At 43.9% G+C, this 17,523-nt stretch carries 18 protein-coding genes; 6 read left to right on the forward strand and 12 right to left on the reverse strand.

The features are described from left to right. Positions 1-10: 10 nt before the first annotated feature. The gene (locus OQJ86_RS06915; protein WP_038872766.1) at positions 11-490 is read left to right on the forward strand and encodes a hypothetical protein; all 480 of its coding nucleotides are present in this window, start codon (positions 11-13) and stop codon (positions 488-490) included. A gap of 1 nt (position 491) precedes the next feature. Further along, the gene (locus tag OQJ86_RS06920; RefSeq protein WP_265987292.1) at positions 492-1,583 is read left to right on the forward strand and encodes a porin; all 1,092 of its coding nucleotides are present in this window, start codon (positions 492-494) and stop codon (positions 1,581-1,583) included. Between the two features lie 82 nt (positions 1,584-1,665). On the opposite strand, the gene OQJ86_RS06925 is transcribed toward OQJ86_RS06920, so the two are convergent. The 4 genes from OQJ86_RS06925 to cyaB form a co-directional block, all read right to left on the reverse strand. After that, positions 1,666-2,613, reverse strand: coding sequence for a DMT family transporter (locus OQJ86_RS06925; RefSeq protein WP_265987293.1), 948 nt, complete (start codon positions 2,611-2,613; stop codon positions 1,666-1,668). A gap of 185 nt (positions 2,614-2,798) precedes the next feature. Next, positions 2,799-3,413 carry a sugar O-acetyltransferase gene (locus OQJ86_RS06930; RefSeq protein WP_265987294.1) on the reverse strand — a complete coding sequence of 205 codons (615 nt, stop codon included), beginning with the start codon at positions 3,411-3,413 and terminating at the stop codon, positions 2,799-2,801. Between the two features lie 215 nt (positions 3,414-3,628). Further along, positions 3,629-3,958 (reverse strand): hypothetical protein, encoded by a 330-nt coding sequence (locus OQJ86_RS06935; protein ID WP_265987295.1) that lies wholly within the window; start codon positions 3,956-3,958, stop codon positions 3,629-3,631. A gap of 139 nt (positions 3,959-4,097) precedes the next feature. After that, positions 4,098-4,646, reverse strand: coding sequence for a class IV adenylate cyclase (cyaB, locus tag OQJ86_RS06940; protein WP_265987296.1), 549 nt, complete (start codon positions 4,644-4,646; stop codon positions 4,098-4,100). A 107-nt stretch (positions 4,647-4,753) separates the two neighbouring features. Here cyaB and OQJ86_RS06945 point away from each other — a divergent pair, with 107 nt between their 5' ends. Together OQJ86_RS06945 and OQJ86_RS06950 are read left to right on the forward strand one after the other, a co-directional pair. Beyond that, a complete protein-coding gene (locus OQJ86_RS06945; protein WP_265987297.1) occupies positions 4,754-5,380 on the forward strand; it encodes a DJ-1/PfpI family protein in 627 nt (208 codons plus the stop codon). Continuing rightward, entirely contained in the window at positions 5,373-5,813 is a 441-nt protein-coding gene (locus OQJ86_RS06950) for a MarR family winged helix-turn-helix transcriptional regulator (RefSeq protein ID WP_265987298.1), read from the forward strand. The genes OQJ86_RS06945 and OQJ86_RS06950 overlap by 8 nt, the downstream gene beginning before the upstream one ends. Positions 5,814-5,859: 46 nt before the next feature. Here the strand turns inward: OQJ86_RS06950 and OQJ86_RS06955 are convergent, their stop codons facing one another. Both OQJ86_RS06955 and OQJ86_RS06960 read right to left on the reverse strand, forming a co-directional pair. Then, the gene (locus tag OQJ86_RS06955) at positions 5,860-6,294 is read right to left on the reverse strand and encodes a DUF962 domain-containing protein (protein WP_009706035.1); all 435 of its coding nucleotides are present in this window, start codon (positions 6,292-6,294) and stop codon (positions 5,860-5,862) included. 185 nt (positions 6,295-6,479) lie between these two features. Next, positions 6,480-6,962, reverse strand: coding sequence for a MarR family winged helix-turn-helix transcriptional regulator (locus OQJ86_RS06960; protein WP_045404339.1), 483 nt, complete (start codon positions 6,960-6,962; stop codon positions 6,480-6,482). A 120-nt stretch (positions 6,963-7,082) separates the two neighbouring features. On the opposite strand from OQJ86_RS06960, the gene OQJ86_RS06965 reads away from it, so the two are divergent. After that, positions 7,083-7,985: a DMT family transporter gene (locus OQJ86_RS06965; protein WP_102389800.1), complete on the forward strand. Its 903-nt coding sequence runs from the start codon at positions 7,083-7,085 to the stop codon at positions 7,983-7,985. An 80-nt stretch (positions 7,986-8,065) separates the two neighbouring features. Here the strand turns inward: OQJ86_RS06965 and OQJ86_RS06970 are convergent, their stop codons facing one another. Together OQJ86_RS06970 and OQJ86_RS06975 are read right to left on the reverse strand one after the other, a co-directional pair. Then, entirely contained in the window at positions 8,066-8,467 is a 402-nt protein-coding gene (locus tag OQJ86_RS06970) for a cupin domain-containing protein (RefSeq protein ID WP_265987299.1), read from the reverse strand. Between the two features lie 177 nt (positions 8,468-8,644). Continuing rightward, positions 8,645-9,208 carry an HdeD family acid-resistance protein gene (locus OQJ86_RS06975; protein ID WP_265987300.1) on the reverse strand — a complete coding sequence of 188 codons (564 nt, stop codon included), beginning with the start codon at positions 9,206-9,208 and terminating at the stop codon, positions 8,645-8,647. A 294-nt stretch (positions 9,209-9,502) separates the two neighbouring features. Here OQJ86_RS06975 and OQJ86_RS06980 point away from each other — a divergent pair, with 294 nt between their 5' ends. Further along, positions 9,503-10,783: a mechanosensitive ion channel family protein gene (locus OQJ86_RS06980; RefSeq protein WP_265987301.1), complete on the forward strand. Its 1,281-nt coding sequence runs from the start codon at positions 9,503-9,505 to the stop codon at positions 10,781-10,783. Between the two features lie 6 nt (positions 10,784-10,789). Here OQJ86_RS06980 and OQJ86_RS06985 read toward each other — a convergent pair whose 3' ends face one another. The 4 genes from OQJ86_RS06985 to OQJ86_RS07005 form a co-directional block, all read right to left on the reverse strand. Continuing rightward, on the reverse strand, positions 10,790-11,005 hold the full coding sequence (locus tag OQJ86_RS06985; protein WP_227740561.1) for a hypothetical protein: 216 nt from the start codon (positions 11,003-11,005) through the stop codon (positions 10,790-10,792). A 506-nt stretch (positions 11,006-11,511) separates the two neighbouring features. Beyond that, positions 11,512-12,789, reverse strand: coding sequence for a PAS domain-containing methyl-accepting chemotaxis protein (locus OQJ86_RS26590; RefSeq protein WP_323054504.1), 1,278 nt, complete (start codon positions 12,787-12,789; stop codon positions 11,512-11,514). 444 nt (positions 12,790-13,233) lie between these two features. Then, positions 13,234-14,946 (reverse strand): S8 family serine peptidase, encoded by a 1,713-nt coding sequence (locus OQJ86_RS07000; protein ID WP_265987302.1) that lies wholly within the window; start codon positions 14,944-14,946, stop codon positions 13,234-13,236. 79 nt (positions 14,947-15,025) lie between these two features. Further along, positions 15,026-17,455, reverse strand: coding sequence for a M64 family metallopeptidase (locus tag OQJ86_RS07005; protein WP_265987303.1), 2,430 nt, complete (start codon positions 17,453-17,455; stop codon positions 15,026-15,028). Positions 17,456-17,523: the final 68 nt, after the last annotated feature.

Genomic DNA, 17,523 nt, shown 5'->3' on the forward strand with positions numbered 1-17,523 from the left:
GTTGATGGATATGCATACCGATTTCTTTATTTCCAAAAACAGCATGGCGAGAGGATTGACGACTGCGCTGATTGCCTTCGCGTTGCTCATGTCGTTCGATAGCGAGGCTCTAGCCGCGGATCAATACGCCATATTCTCTCTCGACTCAGAGTTTAGTGAATTAAATATTACCAAAGCGAGAAAACTCTACCGTGGGAAAACCAAACGCTTACAAGGGAAACGAATTGAACTGTCAGACTGGCCAGACACATCGTCAGAGCGATCTGAGTTTTATCGCTATTTACTTAACAAGAACGTCGCACAGATGAATGCGCATTGGGCGAGTTTGTCTTTTTCTGGCAAAGCACGCCCGCCTAAAGTCATTGATAGTTCAGATATGAACGCTCTGTTGGAATGGATGAAAGAAAAACCTAATCGCATAGGTTACGCACCGGTGAGTAGTCTGCCTTCTAATGCACAAATCCTCTACGTAGTCAGTTCGGAGAAATAATATGAAGAAATCACTCATCGCAATTGCACTAAGTGGTCTGGCTTTTCCGAGCTTCGCAATCATAGAAATTACCGATAATTTGTCACTCAGCGGATTTGGTTCAACCTCGTGGGCGACATCCGATAACGAGACACCACTGCTGGTCAATCGCTTTATCGATGACGAAAACTGTTACGACTGTGATACAACGTTTGGTGTGCAACTCGACTTCTTTTACGATGCTTTCAAAGCTTCTGCACAAGTGGTGAAACGTCCACAAGATCATTGGAGTGAGCCGCAATTAGAATGGGCATACTTGGCGTACACCTATGGAAACGTTGAGTTTCGAGGTGGCCGCTTAAGAATGCCTGTCTTTCTCGCTTCGGAGTACTACTACGTGGGACATGCCTTTACCCCTGCTCGCCCACCAAATGAGGTTTACGACAGCATATTAGGCATCACTGCTTACAATGGTTTGTCGGTGCTTTGGAATTACGACTTGAACGACAGCATGACGTTAACCACGACACCTTTCATCGGTTTCCATGATGAAAGCACGGTCGACTTTAACGCCAATACCGAATTGACGTTCAAGACCAATGAAATGTACGGCGTTAACTTCATTCTGAGTGGTGATTACTACCGTTGGAACTTTACCTATTTAGACTCCAACTACGACCAAGAGACGAGACTTACCAACCTCACTACGAATATCCCAGGGGTTGGTGTAGTGCAAGTGCCAGATCAAACCCTGAACGCTAAAGACCAAAGCATCAAGCTGTTTTCTCTTGGGGCAGAATACGAGTTTGATGCGCTAACGTTAACCGTTGAGGGCCAAACCAACGACATCGCTTCTGCCTGGTACGTTCAAGGGACATATAATCTCAACAGATTCACACCATACGTGACTTACGGCCAACAGTTTGATGACCACGAACATCGTGTCGGTGACAGTTACCTGTTCGGTGTGAGATACGATGTTCATTACAACGTTTCGCTCAATGCAGAGTGGCAACACTTCAACGCTTATCGCAATGCCTCTGGTGCGTTTGTTAACACGCCACCGGAAGATGAAGCCAATCTTTACACCATCATGGTTAACTTCGTCTTCTAACTCTAGTCAGTTTACTACAAGGCAGGTCGAACGTTCTCGACCTGCTCTGCTTTGAAGTCTCTTGATTTATTCACCCAACACATCACTTGTTTCGGTTTATCATCACCACGGAGAGGATCGTCAAAGTCATCCCTAGGGCATGAAACCAAGTAAAAGACTCACCCAGTATCAGAATCGCGCAAAGCGCAGTCATTGCAGGGCCAACATTGCTCACCAAACTTAAATGCGCCGGATTTAACCTCGCCATCGCGGCAGCAATCAAATAAGACGGAATCACAGTACAAAACAATCCAAGTAATACACCAATGATGATAAGTTCATGACTCAATGTTTGTAGGTCTAAGTCGCTGAAAACCAGGTGAACTAGAATCGCTACACCCGCACTGCCCATCCCGATGCTAGTAAAGATTGTACTACCAAGCTTGGCGATACTCCCTTTACTCATCACTAAGTAAACTGCAAAGACAAACGCAGACAATACTGCTAATCCACCACCTAACCATATCTGATCCCCATATTGAGAAAGGTCGTGGGCAACAATCAATCCAACGCCTACATAACCAACCAAAGCCGCGATGATGATATTACGATTAGGTACTTGAGCTTGCGTTAACCACATGATCAACACAACAAACGTTGGAAATAGGAAAAGCAGCAAGCGCTCCAATTGAGCGGAAATATAGTTAAGTGCAGTAATGTCTAAATAGCTAGCTAAGTAATAGCCCAACACACCAATTGCCGCAGCTTTTAATCCGTGGCTTTTCACTTGTGTCCGATGTTCAGATTTACGCAGCATCCAAAACAAAATACAAAGATACACCGGCAATGAACTCATCGCTCGCAGCGTCATGATGCCAACGGCATCACCACCATGCTGATAGGCCATTTTGACGAAAATGGGCTTGATAGAAAAAAGTAATGTTCCCGCTAGCGCAAACAATACGCCTAATGTGACCGAATTGATCGGTTGTTTGAAGGGCTTAGTTGGCTTGTTTTCTGAATGTGGATTGGATTCGGATGCCGTATTCATTGTCTCTCCTTGATAACACATTTTCTGTTCATACAAGGCTACGAGATAGAATACGATTCTGGCTGCATCTACTCGCAGCCAGGCACAACTCAACCTACCGACTGCTTGGCATTAGAAGGAGGAGCCACCAGAGGTTGGTTGTGCGGATGATCATTTTACTTTCCTATTCGGGTAGAAGGTTCAGACTAACCATTGAACATATTTTGTTCAAGCTTACGATCTCTAAAATAGTACTCTTTATCGTGTTGTCCGACCTCTCTGAGCACACGACACGGGTTACCAACGGCAACTACATTGGCAGGAATATCCTTAGTTACGACACTGCCCGCGCCAATCACCGAGTTTTCTCCGATCGTCACACCCGGTAATACCACCGAGTTTGCACCAATCCATACGTTATCTCCAATTCGAATCGGCATATTGAACTGCGCGACGTCTCGTCTCAAATCGGGAACGATGGGGTGCCCTGCCGTTGCGATGGTTACATTGGGTCCAATCATCACGCTGTTACCAATGTAGATGTAGGTATCGTCGACTAAAGTCAGATTGAAGTTCGCGTAAACATTGTCGCCAAGGTAAGTGTGACAGCCCCAGTTCGCTCTTAAAGGCGGTTCGATGTAACAATTCTCACCTACAGACGCGAGCAGACGCCCGAGTATCTCGCCCCGCTTTTCTGATTCCGAAGGACGTGTGTGGTTGTAATCGTATAAGGTCTCAAGACATTCGGTTTGCATTGCCGCCAACTCTTCATCATTACAGAAGTAGACTTTTTGGCTGTGCAACATGGTTTTCTTATCCATTATTATTCCTGTTGAGGGGATGTTCTTGGTTGAAATTTAGCAGAGTGAGGATAAGAAAGGCTTGCCAAAAGTCATGAAATTCATGCGTCATCCAAGAAAGAAAGTAAGAAATTATTAGCGAAGGAACATGGTCGAAGATAAAGGGATTCGAGCCACAATTGGAAGTGCGAACAAAAATCAAAAATGCCGCAAAGTTCGAATCTTGCGGCATCTTTCTAAGCTGGCTTGTTTGTTTTCTTGCGACTTCCCAAGCGCGCTTTAAATTTCTTATTTCGACGCTTTAAGGCTCGGAAGAATTTCGACTCTTCGTGATACCAACCGATAACGCTAATGGGGAATCCCACCAGCATCATGATGAAGACATCGGCAGGAAACTGCTCTGTAATATCCCTTACCGTTTGCAGCTCACCAAAGATAAACAAGCCTATAACCTTGCCAACCAACAACGCGCAGCAAATCATCAAGAAAGACTTCATTATGTAGTGCCATTTGCCTTTCTTGCGCTCTTCTCGCCAATACACGTATTTGTGCTCGCGGTTGTACATTTCCCCCTCCGTTTAAGTGACATTGTCACCATCAGTCTGCGAAATGGAATGGTGGTGCGAGACGGCAAGCTCGCACTACTTTAATCATAGTGCGATTGGAGGGAGTTGCTTGTCAAACCAATAAGAAATGACGGGGATTTTACCGAGCGGTCCACATTTGTTTGTAAGAGCGCAATTCTCGGTTGGATTCATCTAAACCAAACATGCCTGCTAGTGCTTGCAGTTTTTGTTTGTAATGTCCTAATGCGCTTTCATCATCAGTCATGATCGCGAATTCTGCGAAATAACCAATGCCTTCAAGGTGGTCAAGCGTGATATGGAATTCACCGACAAAGTAGATACTGCGAGTCTTCTTAGTATGAAGGATGACCTCGTAACCCATGTTCTCCAACATGCTTTTTGCTGCGTGAGACTTTGTGATGTCTGTCGCTTCGCAACGATCTTCTTCCGGCCCTTTAACAATCCAAAGCTTAATGCCAGATGGTTCAATTTCACGAATCACCAAGCTTTTGTTTTCGCTGGTTAGTTTGCGTTCAGGCGTATCATAAAACCAATCTGATTCTTGGTTATCTTCGAACATCACCTCGTGTTGTAAGCTGCTTAGTGCTGTTAAAAACGCTTGTTTGTCTTTCACTCGGTATTTCAATTCAACTTCAAACTGACCCTGAAAATGATCTTCTGCACTCATGTACATTCCCCATAATTTATAGCTTTAAAGTGAATCTATCATAAACCTTGAAATAATGACAACGCGCTGTCATTATTTCAAGGCATTACCATTTTAGAGGAAAAGTCATGAAAAAAATCGTTCACCTCGCAATATACGAAGGAATTTCTGACTGGGAATTTGGCTACGTGATAGCGCATATAAATTCTCCAGAGTTTCAACAAAATATTCACAGTTACGAGGTCAAAACAGTAGGTAGGGACAAAAACTCTGTAAAATCTAAAGGTGGTATTACAATGCTTCCTGATTTAACTTTGGAAGAATTGAATCCACTCGACAGCGAAATGTTAATATTGTGTGGCTCTGATAATGCTGCTATCGGAGGTATCAGCGATTTCATTCATAAAGCAAGACTCTTCATCGAACAAAACAAATCTATTGCTGCCATATGCGGTGCGACTGCAGCTTTAGCCAAAGAAGGCCTGTTAGACGAAAGGTCGCATACAAGTAACTCCAAGGAGTTTATGGAGATGACGGGTTACTCCGGTAGCAAATACTACGTTAATGCGCCTGCCGTTACCTGCAATCATGTTATTACTGCAAGCGGTATAGAGCCCGTAGCTTTTGCGATCGAGATATTTAAGACCTTGAGTCTATACTCAGAAAAAACATTAAATTCATGGGAAAAGCTATTTTATCAACGAGACATCAACGGATTCTTTGAATTGCTCGGTGAGGTGAAAAGCAATGCGTGATGCCAAACAAGACCTAAGTACACTAGCGCTTTCTATATTCGAACTTAACGGACACTTCCTTGCCATTGCTGAACATATCGCAACACAAGCAAACTTAACTGCAACACGCTGGCAAATATTAGGTGCAGTGGAAACCCACCCTTTTACCCAAGCAGAAGTCGCTCGCAAGATGGGTATTACACGCCAGAGCGTTCAAAGAACAAGTAATCAACTCATAGACGACGGTCTTCTAGAAACCATTGAGAATCCGTTACACCAGAAAGCTAAATTGCTTCGTCCAACATCCAAAGGGTATGAAGTTTTATCAAAGATCACTCCTTTTCATAAAGCTTACGCCGAAGAGTTTTGCAATCAAGTTGGAGAGGAGAACATGCATGAGCTCGTCGAAAACATAACCAAACTAAACAACATAATTACTCAGATAAACAAGTAACTTTAAGCTAATGGCCGATAAGCATTAACGCTCTAACACTCCCACGTTAATGCTTACGAAACACCCAAATTGGCCCGATTAAGAGGAACTGAACGTCTTCAAAAAACGATGGTTTCTTCCCTTCGATTTTGTGCCCGATAAACTGGAAAATCCAAAGCACACCAAACAGTAGCATCGAAATCTGTAAGACTGGCCAACCGAGTATGTCCATCGACCAGATTAGCCCAATACACGCAACGGTGTAGCCAATCATCATCATGAACACACTGAGAGACAACCGGAAGTAGAAGATCCACGCGGGTAAAGCAACAACCCATACCCAATTGAGATTGAATCCAAACAAAGGAATTTGCGGAATAGACCAAATCAACCCAACCACGGATAAAAAGATACCCGGCACCGCCACTTTATGAATCTTTTGATTGATTGGGTTTTGATGGCTCTCACCGTAGGCTTCTAACCATTCAGAGAGTTCACGCATAACCTCACCTTTAACATCGCCATAACATTTATATAGCCGGTACGAGTTAAAGGTGCGAGTTTTTGTCCGAAGATATTGATAATAAACAAAGTATCTGTGACCAAGCACAAACTATGTTACTGATATCCCAATGAAATACACTGCGCTTTCGTTAGTTTAGCAACCACTAGGTAATAGGTTCTCGATTACTCATACTGCGGTAATAGAAGCTTTAACGCCTGATTAACCTGCCCTTTTTCTGCATTGCTTAAAGACCCCATCAACTCATGTTGCGCTTGAAGGTGCTGCTCTATCAGTGAGTCAATGAGCTCGAAACCTTTTGCTGTAAGTTCGACAGTGACGCTGCGGCGGTCTTCTTTACTGTGCTCACGAGCGATCAGACCTTTCTTCTCTAGCTTATCAAGCCTATTTGTCATGGCACCGGACGTCAGCATCATGGATGAAATCAGCTCCGATGGCGTTAAACGATATGGCTGACCACTGCGTCGCAGCGTTGCTAATACATCAAACTCGCCCATTTTGAGGTCGTAACGTTTGTGCAGCTCGGCGACGTGGTTCTCCATGTGCTTTGCGATTCTCATCAAACGCCCCATGATCGCCATCGGTTCGGTGTCGAGCTCCGGCTTTTCCTTAGCCCACTGGCTTACCACTCTGTCAATTGCGTCCATTACCCTTTCATCTCCAAAGACATTTTGATTTACGAATTTATTTTAACATAAAGATACTTTACAAAAAGCCATCACGAGCGTACCTTTACAATAAATTATCTCAACGTAAAGATATTTAACATGAACATTTTACTCGCGATGATTCCGGCGTTCTTTTGGGGCACCACTTACGCCGTGACACAATTTACTTTGCCAGACTGGCCGCCGGTGTTGCTTGGCGCGCTGCGAGCTTTGCCGGCTGGCCTTTTGTTGCTTGCTATCAAACCATCACTACCAAAGAAACAAGATTGGAAGATCTTATTGGTACTCGGCACAATCAATATAGCCCTCTTCTTCGGACTCATCTTTGTTATGGCGTTGACCTTGCCTTCTGCAATTTCCGGAGTGGGTATGATTTCTGTCCCTGTGTTCGCAATGCTGTTTGGCTGGGTTGTGTACAAGCGACAACCGAGTTTGATTCAAGGGATAAGCGGCGCAGCGCTGATTGCATTGGCGTGGTTCCTGTTTGATCCTAGCTCGATCACACTTAACCCAATTGGCTTGATCGCTATGCTATCTGCAATCATGTGTATCGTTATCGGCAGCAGCGTCACTAAGTCTCTAGGGACAAGAATGCACTGGTGGACGGTTCTAACGTGGCAGCTCATCCTAGGCGGCATCATTCTTTCTATCGCCGCAGCCATCTTCGCAAGCTTTGATCCAGAGCCGTATGTGAGTGCCCTACAAAACGCATCATTAAGAAACGTTGGTGGTTTATTGTGGGTTATCGTACTTAACACTGCGCTTGGTTACGGCATGTACGTGTGGCTATTGCAACGCATGTCGGTGGTGGACTTTACCTTCGGTGGTATCGCAAACCCAGTAGCTGGCATTGTTTCTGGTTTAGTATTGATGGGCGAAAGCTTCACACCCGTACAATACAGCTTGATGCTTGGCATGATCCTGATGTCGCTGGTTCCGCAACTGCTGATGTCGTTCAAACAAAAACGCAATATCAATCACGCAAAACCTTGCGAGTCATAACACTCTACAACGGAAAAACAAAAAGCCCGAGTTTATGCTCGGGCTTTTTGATTCTGCATGCTTCACTTCACCGTTATCGGCTAATCTTTCACACCAGCGTAAAACACCAAAATCTCTACCGGCTCATCACCCGTATTTGCGCCAAAATGCCATTGGTCGACGACTTCCGCAATTGCATCTCCGGCTTTCAGTACGATCTTCTCTTCATTCTTTTTCGTGACAGTGATTTCCCCTTTCAGCACAATGCCTGCATTAATGACAGGATGTTGGTGTATGGGAAGCTGCACGCCCTTGGGGACGGTAATTTTTAAAATGGTGACTTCCGGTTGACCTTTGGGGTATTCAGGCAACGTAGTGCCATCCCAACTGGTTGTCGTCTTTAGGACTACGTCAGCCTCTACTGAATCTGGCAATTGAGTGTCTGCCCATACAGAGCTAAACACCAATGAAAGTGCAATCACTGCGGTTTGAATAGGTCTCAAAATCCTCTCCTTGTCTATTAATAACCTTTGCTTAAACAGTAAGAGAGATTCAGATATGAGCCTGACTTGAATAGTAAATATGTGAGATAGAGAACGATTTTAAGTCATCCATACAAAATGCCCACCGAATCGGCAGGCATTCTCTATTTCACAAAGTTTTAGCGCTAGATAGCGTCTTTATTGGGAAAGCTTTTTCATTTGTAAGCCCATAAAGATGAAGCTGATGCCTTCAATCAGTAGCGAGATACCCACAAATGTGCCCAATAGCGTGGTTGAGAATGCAGGATCGTCGAGCAACATGAAGAAATAACCACCGATAAGCACTGAAATTACGCCACTGAATACAATCACATTGCTGCTTGGTAGGTTCCGGTTGCTCAAACCAAAGAAGATTCGAGTCAAACCGTTTAAGATCATCACAATCACCATCAACATTGTAATGGTTACTAAGCCTGCGAGTGGCTTAAATAGGATAAACAAACCGCCAACAATATATAAAACGGCACTTAAGACGTACCAAAGTTTCTCTTTCCAAACGTTAATGGAAAACGTGTGGTATGCCTGAACCAGACCACTGAACAACAGAACCGCACCAACGATGGTCGAGATCGTCACGCCAGCCAAAACAGGCAAACTCATGGCACCAACGCCCATTAATGAGATAATGACGCCGACAATGACGAAGTACTTCCAGCCTTTAGACAAAAAAGTCGGTTGTTGTGATTGATTAGAATTTTCCATTGAATGCCTCTTAAATTAAACGCGAGCCGCCCTTTCAGTCTAGTCTAATAAAACCGTAGAGAGTTCACAGACTTAACAGAAATACATGTCCCGTTTGCAGAATTGGATGTTAAACCCGTATCACATCATCGCCTATACACTATTTTTGAATAATAAGATTCACGATTGTTAGATTAAAGCAGTGCAAAACAAAGAGATGGGGAGTAGGATTGGCGGCTTTCTAACGCTTGCTGCTTGATTTTTTGTTTTGAGATTCTCACTCCCAGTTTTCAGGCCCGTTTTGAGGATGACATTTTGCTCGATCATCATATTCGCACTTTCATTTCAGAAAAGCTGAGTGCCGTCGGCATCAATAGCGATCCATACGGAATAGAGCTCACCAGTGTCTTTGTTTTGTCGAGCCTCGCTGCTGCTGCGATCAGTTATTTGATTGTTCATCACCTTATCGTTCGCTCTGCCAACAATGTATTGCAAAAAACCAATAAACCCTTGGCAGACAGCTTTACGAAATACGATGTTTTAGAAAAACTCTCACTGCTGATTCCAATTATGGTTTTGGATGTCTTTATTCCATTAGCCGTTGGTCATTATGACTGGTTAGCCAACATCTTTGACCGCATTTTAAGTATCTCGATTTTGGTCATCTTTATTTGGATGATTTTCGCTCTACTTGATGCCTTGAATGACATTGCCACCTTTAAAGGCATTACGAGAAAAATGCCAATCAAGAGCTTTGTTCAGCTTATTAAGCTCTTTACCTTCTTTGTAGGTGTTGTCGTATCGATGTCGATATTGGCCAATGAATCCCCTGTTATCTTCCTCTCTGGATTGGGGGTCGCGACAGGTTTTGTCATGCTGGTGTTTAAAGACACGATATTAGGATTTGTCGCGGGTATTCAGCTTTCTGCAAACCGCATGATCAGCTTGAATGATTGGATTCAGATGGACTCATACGGCGCCAACGGTACGGTAGAAGAGATTTCATTAACGACAGTAAAAGTACGAAACTTCGACAATACCGTTAGTATGCTGCCCGCTTACGCACTGGTTCAAAATGCATTCATTAACTGGCAAGGCATGTCTGATTCTGGTGGTCGCCGTATTAAGCGTTCCGTTAATGTCGACGTCACATCGATTCGTTTCTTGTCTGATGAGGAAATTGAAAAGCTGAAAAGCATTCGAATCTTACGCCAATATATTTATGAAAAATCGCGTGATATTAACGAATACAATGAAGAGATGAGCGAGGAACCTGCGTTGGGTAACCTTCGTCAAATGACAAACTTAGGCATGTTCCGCGCTTATATTAATGCGTATCTGAAAGCGAACAAAGATATTCACCAATATATGCTGATCATGGTCAGGCAATTAGAACCCACACCGGAAGGTATTCCGCTTCAAGTTTATGCCTTTACCAATAATACCGACTGGGCTTATTACGAAGGCGTTCAAGCAGACTTGTTCGATCACATCTACTCTATTATGCCACTCTTTGGCCTAAGGCCGTATCAAATGCTGACCAGCAATGATGCAACTCATATCACGCTGGAGCAAACGAAGAGCCGCTCAAAATAAAGACGCTTAGGATGGTGAAGTTTCGGCTTCACCTTCCATGCTGTTCACCAGGTTTTTACGGTTGTAGCGATGTTCACTCAATACGCCCCCTTCCACCTTGTAACGCAATCCATACTTCCCTATACACCCGCGCAGTCTCGAGCGAGTCAAATCCGACAGATCGGATGCCGTACTTGCCTTATCAACAAGCTGAACCCAATACGTTTCCATTTTATCTTTCATTATGATTTCCCGACCAACATCTTAACTAGCGTTAGCGAGAATTCTTGCAAATACTTCCTGTGGTCTGGATAGCATACGACAGAACTTTTCTAACGGAATGCCTACGAGAATCGCAAAATTATTGTGTGAAAAATCATTAATACGTTGAAAATAAAGGTTTCTGTCTGATTTTTCCTACGATAAACAGAATGATTAAATTCTATAAAAATTGATAAGTTATCGGTAATAAATACGCTTCTGTAAGTAAAAATGAGGCGCCTAACCTCTGAAAAACCCTCTTAAACCAGAGCAAGTGTTAACTGTTAATCCGCATCGATTGCTCTAATTACCAACAGTCTCTTCGTCCTTCACACCGATGTGCATGAGTAATTCGGCCACATATTTTCGCAACAGGGACAAGTATCTCAACGTTGTCATTGTGATCGTCCCCCTTGTTTAGTGAACAGTCATCGATCAAATATGCAGGTCTAATTTGAAGATTTTGACTATTACTTTCATTACAAAAGTTACGTCAGATTAGACATGCTTTTTGCCACATTTTCTGCTCCCCTCTGTATTTCATCAATGACTGAGGAGACCAGTAACAGTTGCTCATCAGTCTCATTAGAAGATTGACGAATAGCGTGCATCGATGCTGAGATCTGATTGGTAAGTGCAAGATTGTCCGAAACCACTTTACTTATTTCATTTGTCGAGCTAGATGTTTTCGACGCAAGAACACGAACTTCATCTGCAACTACGGCAAAGCCGCGACCATGCTCCCCAGCCCTCGCAGCCTCAATTGCTGCATTTAAAGCAAGCAAATTGGTTTGGTCTGCGATACTCCCGATGACTTGGACTATATTCTCTATACTTGCGGAAAGCTCATTAAGCGTATCAATCAAAGCAACAGAACTTGCCACTTGCTCCACAACCGCAGATGATTGCTTTTGAGCTTGATAGATTGAGTTTTTACCATCCGTTGCAACTTGTTCTGTCTCAACAGATGTACTACAAGCAATCGTCAATGCGTCTTTTGACTCTTGTTCTCTCATCACTTCTGAGGTGATATTCGTAGCAAACTTAACAACCTTATACATCTCATTTTTTTCATTAAAAATTGGGTTGTAAGATGCTTGAATCCAAACCTTCTCTCCGATAGATGACTTTCTCAAAAACCGGCCGCTAAAGGCTCTTCCATTTTGTAAGTCTTTCCAAAAGTCTGGGTTTTCTTTGTAAAACTCATCAAAGCAAAACATTTGGTGATGTTTCAAAATCACCTGCTCTCTCGAATAGCCCAAAGTATCTAGAAATGCCTTATTGGCATCTAGCACCTCCCCGGAGGGACTAAAGGAGATCACTGCAAAGGTTTTATCTAATGCTGTTAAGAGATCTTGGTTATTCATACTAGTTGTATGCGCTTTGGTAATATCCGAAGCTATTTTGGCAACTCTATCAACCCGACCTTGAGAAAAGATAGGAAAGTATGTGGCCTCAATAAATACCTCATTTCCTCCTCTATCTCTTCGAGAGAACACACCGCTTTTTTCTTTTCCAGCTCTTAAGTCATCCCAAAAATTTGAGTAAATGTGTGATGAAACTAAGTCTTGAGAACAAAACACTGAGTGATGCTTACCGAGCACTTCTGTTCTTTCATATCCCATGCAAGATAGGAAAGAGTCACTGACCTCTAAAACATGGCCTTGAAGATCAAATTCAATGACGGCAGTAGATGAATACAACGATCTGACAAAGTCCATATTCACATCGACAGTATTTATTTCTTCTTTCTTTTTAAAAAACATAGGAGATCGCTCAATGTAGTTGTAATTGTGAGTTAAAGAAGCTGTCATCAGCACCGGAAGGGATTATTCACCCTATAACGGAATATAATCACATCCCTGTTCGATAACTCTTGCCACTTTATTGAACTTAATCTCTGTGCACAATCAGACTGAGCGTAGAAAAGCGTCAGTTAATTCTTAACTTGTTGGTTATTTGATTTATTTTCCAAATTTATTATTTAGTGATTAAAGTAATTACTTTAATCACCTCCTTGTAAAATAAAAATCTTAACGGCTGGGCCCACAAAGTAGTAAGACAAGTCGGGACACCTTCGCGCAAAAGCATTTGTTATCTGTAAACATAAATAGTGCTTAAAGCTTGAGCTATAAAAAAGGATGGCTGTAAATGACCATCCTTTTTTAATTGGCTCAACCGCTATTTAATTCACTATTGAAGAATCGCGTTTATCCACATCGATTGTTCGAATCTCCAACTTTTCGCCACACACCCCATGTGCCACCAACGCCCGGCTCGTTACCGACTGTCCACCACTGGTTTTCCCATTCACTCCCTTTCCAAGAGACGCGTTCGCAAGGAGAAGCGTAAGTTTTGCTCGACTCCCATTGAACACCGTTGGGAGTGGTAGGTTGTGCTTTTTGCACCACTCTCACTTCTGCGGAATCAGAAGTCACGCCATCACTTACCGTTAATAAGAAGCGGTAAGTAATGTCGGCTCCACTTTCATCAAAGACTACGTTCGTCTTCGAGGCGGAAGGTGATGCCAAAATAGCAAGAGGGCTTGAAGGGGCGAGTTGCTGCCATTGATAGATCAATTGGTCGCCATCCGGATCGCGAGAAGCATCCCCAGTTAAACTTATCGTCCCAGCACCTGTCAGTTCGTATTGGTTGCTGGTTGCGACAGCTATTGGAGATTGGTTTACGTCTGTACTGTCTTCACTCTTGACGTACAACAAACGATTTGGCGAACCGTCGCCCACGTTGTACAGAGCATTTGCCGTGCTATTTTCTATCAGCAAACGTTTTAGCTCACTCGGCGATGCTTTAGGCTCTGCTTCTAGCAATCGTGCAACTTGCCCTGCTACATGTGGTGTTGCCATAGAGGTACCTGACATTGATTGATATCCACCATGGTTTCGGGCCGAAATAATGTTGGCTCCTGGCGCAAACAGCGTGACACATTCTCCCCAGTTAGAGCTATACCAACGGTAATCGTCGCTGGTGGATGCCCCAACCGTTATTGAGTATTCAGAGTGTGGTGTTTTGGTACAGGCATCGGTGTTATTGTTCGCAGCCGCGTGTACAAATGGCAGGTTGTATTCAGTAATAAGCCTATCAACCGCTTGGTCGAGTGGAGCCCAGCGAGTACTTCGAGAAATACTGTAGTTGATGACAGCTGGCTGACCTTGTTGCTTAGCATGTTCAATGACCCAATCAAAAGACTTAAGAATCTGGCTTCCCCAACCCTTGTTCTCACAATTCAAGACTCTCACCGAATAAATATCTGCCTCCGGTGCGATACCATATTGACCTCCAGCGGCTGTACCCGCAACGTGAGTACCGTGACCATGGCAATCAGAAGCATCGCTATCGTTATCAACAAAGTCCCAACCAGATTGAGCACGACCGCCAAAATCCGGATGAGAAAAATCGATACCTGAGTCGATAACATAGATCGATACGCCTTTTCCGGTGTATCGCCCGACTTCGTATTGTCCATCCAAAGGCAGCTCACGTTGATCAGAACGATCTAATCCCCAAGAAGCGACTCGTTGTGAATTCTGGCCATGTACACCGTTCGCGCTAAAGATAACGTCTTGGTAAACACCTTTGACCTCCGCCATTTCTTTAAGCTTCTCAGCTTGACCTTTCGATAGTGTTACAGAGAAGCTACTGAGGTTTTGGTAGATACTATCAGCCAAAACGGGGGCATGAGTTCGGGATGAACGTGTGTGAACCGATTCAGGCCCGTTCGCCAAACGTTGCAATACTTGATTTGCTTTTTCTTTGACAGAATTAACCTGTGTACTTCGCGTCATTTTCTTTGGTGAACTCGCATCATCTAGGAGGACGATGTAAGTTTCACTTTGAGATGCATTGGCTGGTAAATGCAGCGCAATAGGCAAGGCGCAAAGAAATAATCTCTTGTAATTATTCATGTTTTCACCCTCATGAGATTCCATGAAATACATAGTCTGTGGCTAATATTTCTAACGAGTGTTTCTTGGAACTTTGCGTTTAAGAACACTGATTGTTCGAAGTATTAACTTGTCGCCAAACGCCCCATGAACCATCTGAGCCCGGCTCCGTGCCTTGAGTCCACCACTGATTTTCCCATTCATTCTCTTTCCAATAAACGCGTTCACAAGGCGTTGCGTATGTTTTACCTGCGTCCCATTTTGGACTTGATTGAGTCGCTTCCGCTTTCTGCATAATCACTGCTTCTGCAGAGTCCGAAAGCTCACCATCGCTGACGGTTAAGATAAATCGATAAGTGACTTCACTCGTACTGCCAGCAAACCGCACTTGGGTGTTTGCTTCTTTAGGAGATTCAATAACTGCGAGGGGCGACTTAGGAGAAGTCTGCTGCCATTGATACACTAAACCGTCACCATCAGGATCATTAGACTTTTCACCGATTAACATCACGGCTCCCGATCCTGTCAATTCACCTTGCGAGCGAGAAACAATAGCGTTAGGCGCTTGGTTTTCCTCACCTTTTGACTCCACCAACATCACCTTTTCTTCCGTATTCGGTGCAAACGAGCCGCTATCCACCGGTGATGCCCATTGCCCAACGGTATTACTAAGGTACAGTCTGTAATCTTTGGCCGTACCATTTACGTTGCCATCTTGTCGCGGTAGATATTCAACTCGGGATAACGCGACACTTTGACCTAAGTCGATGATGATTTCGTGTGGAGCTTTACCCACAGGAGATTGACTCCAACGTGAATGCCAAAACGTGTCAGGGTCACCATCAATGGCATTGCTTGCCGGACGTGGATATTGAGTTTCTTGGCTAGAAACCGAGACAATTTTCATGTTCGCCGGAGACACTGTGCTGCCAGTTTGGTCTACAAAAGTCAGTTCTGCCGCAGAAGCAAAGTCTTGTCCTTTAATCTCTGAATCAATAACAAAGCGTGCGTAACGATAACGGTTTTGGGGCTCTGGTTGAGGATCATCAGCGACATTCAGTTGCCATTGACGTTCACTGATAAGACGGTTGCTTGGGTCACGTTTCACTTTTTCAGTCGTGTCTTTCACGACCACTTTTAGAACATGACTTCCAGAGTCGAGGTTTGTCGGGTTTACCGTTATTGCAGCCTGATCACCTTCTAAAAGAACGTCTCCATTTAAGGACCATTGAATAGCTACTCTGTCAGTCGGAATAGGAGTCGATACACTGAAAACTCGTTCGCTTTCCAATGCGACCGTACTCGAAGAAGGAGAAACTGAAGCAACTGGGTTGATCGTCTCATACATTTTAAGGATCAAGGCTTCGCTATTCACTGAGCCAAATTCAAGGTTTGTTCCTAAAGTACGCATCAAGGAGTTTTTGGTCGGACGATATTTTCCAGTCGCACAGTATTGCGCGCCTTCGAACAGACCAACCTCATGATCATGTGCCATCCAATGCGACCATTTAACATTGCTTGTTTGCATCGTGACATTTTTTGCAGAGGGTTCACCATTCAGATTACAGTTACCGTAGCTGTATTCGTCCGCAAGCTTGCCGAAGGTATGACCCACTTCATGTAAGGCAAGTCCAACCGCACTGCTGTGGGTCGACATGGTTGCGACATTTCCGTAACCTACTCCACCGTATTTTTCTGTATTGGAGACAACAAGGAAAATCTCGGTCGCGGATTCCGGCAGGACAACCTTAGCTTCATTCAACGAAACAAAACGATCTTTGAGTAGCAACAATCGGCTTGAACTGTCAGGGAAATAGCTTTTAAACGCGCTGCCGTCGAGTGGAGAACCAATACCGATACCTGATTGCTGGCTAGCTTTTTCGATTAACCAAACGTTGAAATAGTCTCGGTAATCGCTATAAGGTGACTTAGCAAAAAAACCATCGGTAATCAGTTTTGCATCGCTTCGGAATTTTTCCGTCTCACTGGAGGTATAACCGTCACCTAACAAAACTAAATCGATTTTTTCATTTGGAGACCCATTATCAATAAATTTGTAGGCAGAGGTGGAAACACTACGTGTTCGAAGGGAAACCAAAGGCTTTGACTGCACCATAAGCAGTTCAATAACTTCGCCAGCCTCATTTAGACTGTAGAAGCGAACAGAACTTCCTTTCTCTAATGTCGCTTGCTGAGCATGATCTAAACTCACCACTCCCTGCTCAAACCACTTTTCATGGGCCGCGACAAATTCACCCGTTTGCTCTTCAAATTCTTCAAACTGCAAGTATAAAGGGCTTTCAATATGCAGTAGCCCAACACGCTGATGAGCATCGTTAAGGACTTCGACCGCGATGATCGCGGGTGTATCTAACCCCATTTCTTCTGCGGTATATGCCACCCTTGAGGCATCACTCATCACTTCGATCTGGAACTCTTTTCCGATGTGAACATCAGCTAAAGCGGCTTGCGGTACAGCACTGAGACACGATAATGCTACAGCAAGTAACTTCAATTTTGGTTTAATCATATTTTTCTCCTTGTTTCCTAGCGTTTACCTGACTAACAAGTACAACGTGCCCTTGCCCAAAGGCATTG

Origin of the sequence: Vibrio sp. Sgm 5 (assembly GCF_026241575.1) — a bacterium.
In the GTDB taxonomy this organism is placed as follows: Bacteria; Pseudomonadota; Gammaproteobacteria; order Enterobacterales; family Vibrionaceae; genus Vibrio; species Vibrio jasicida.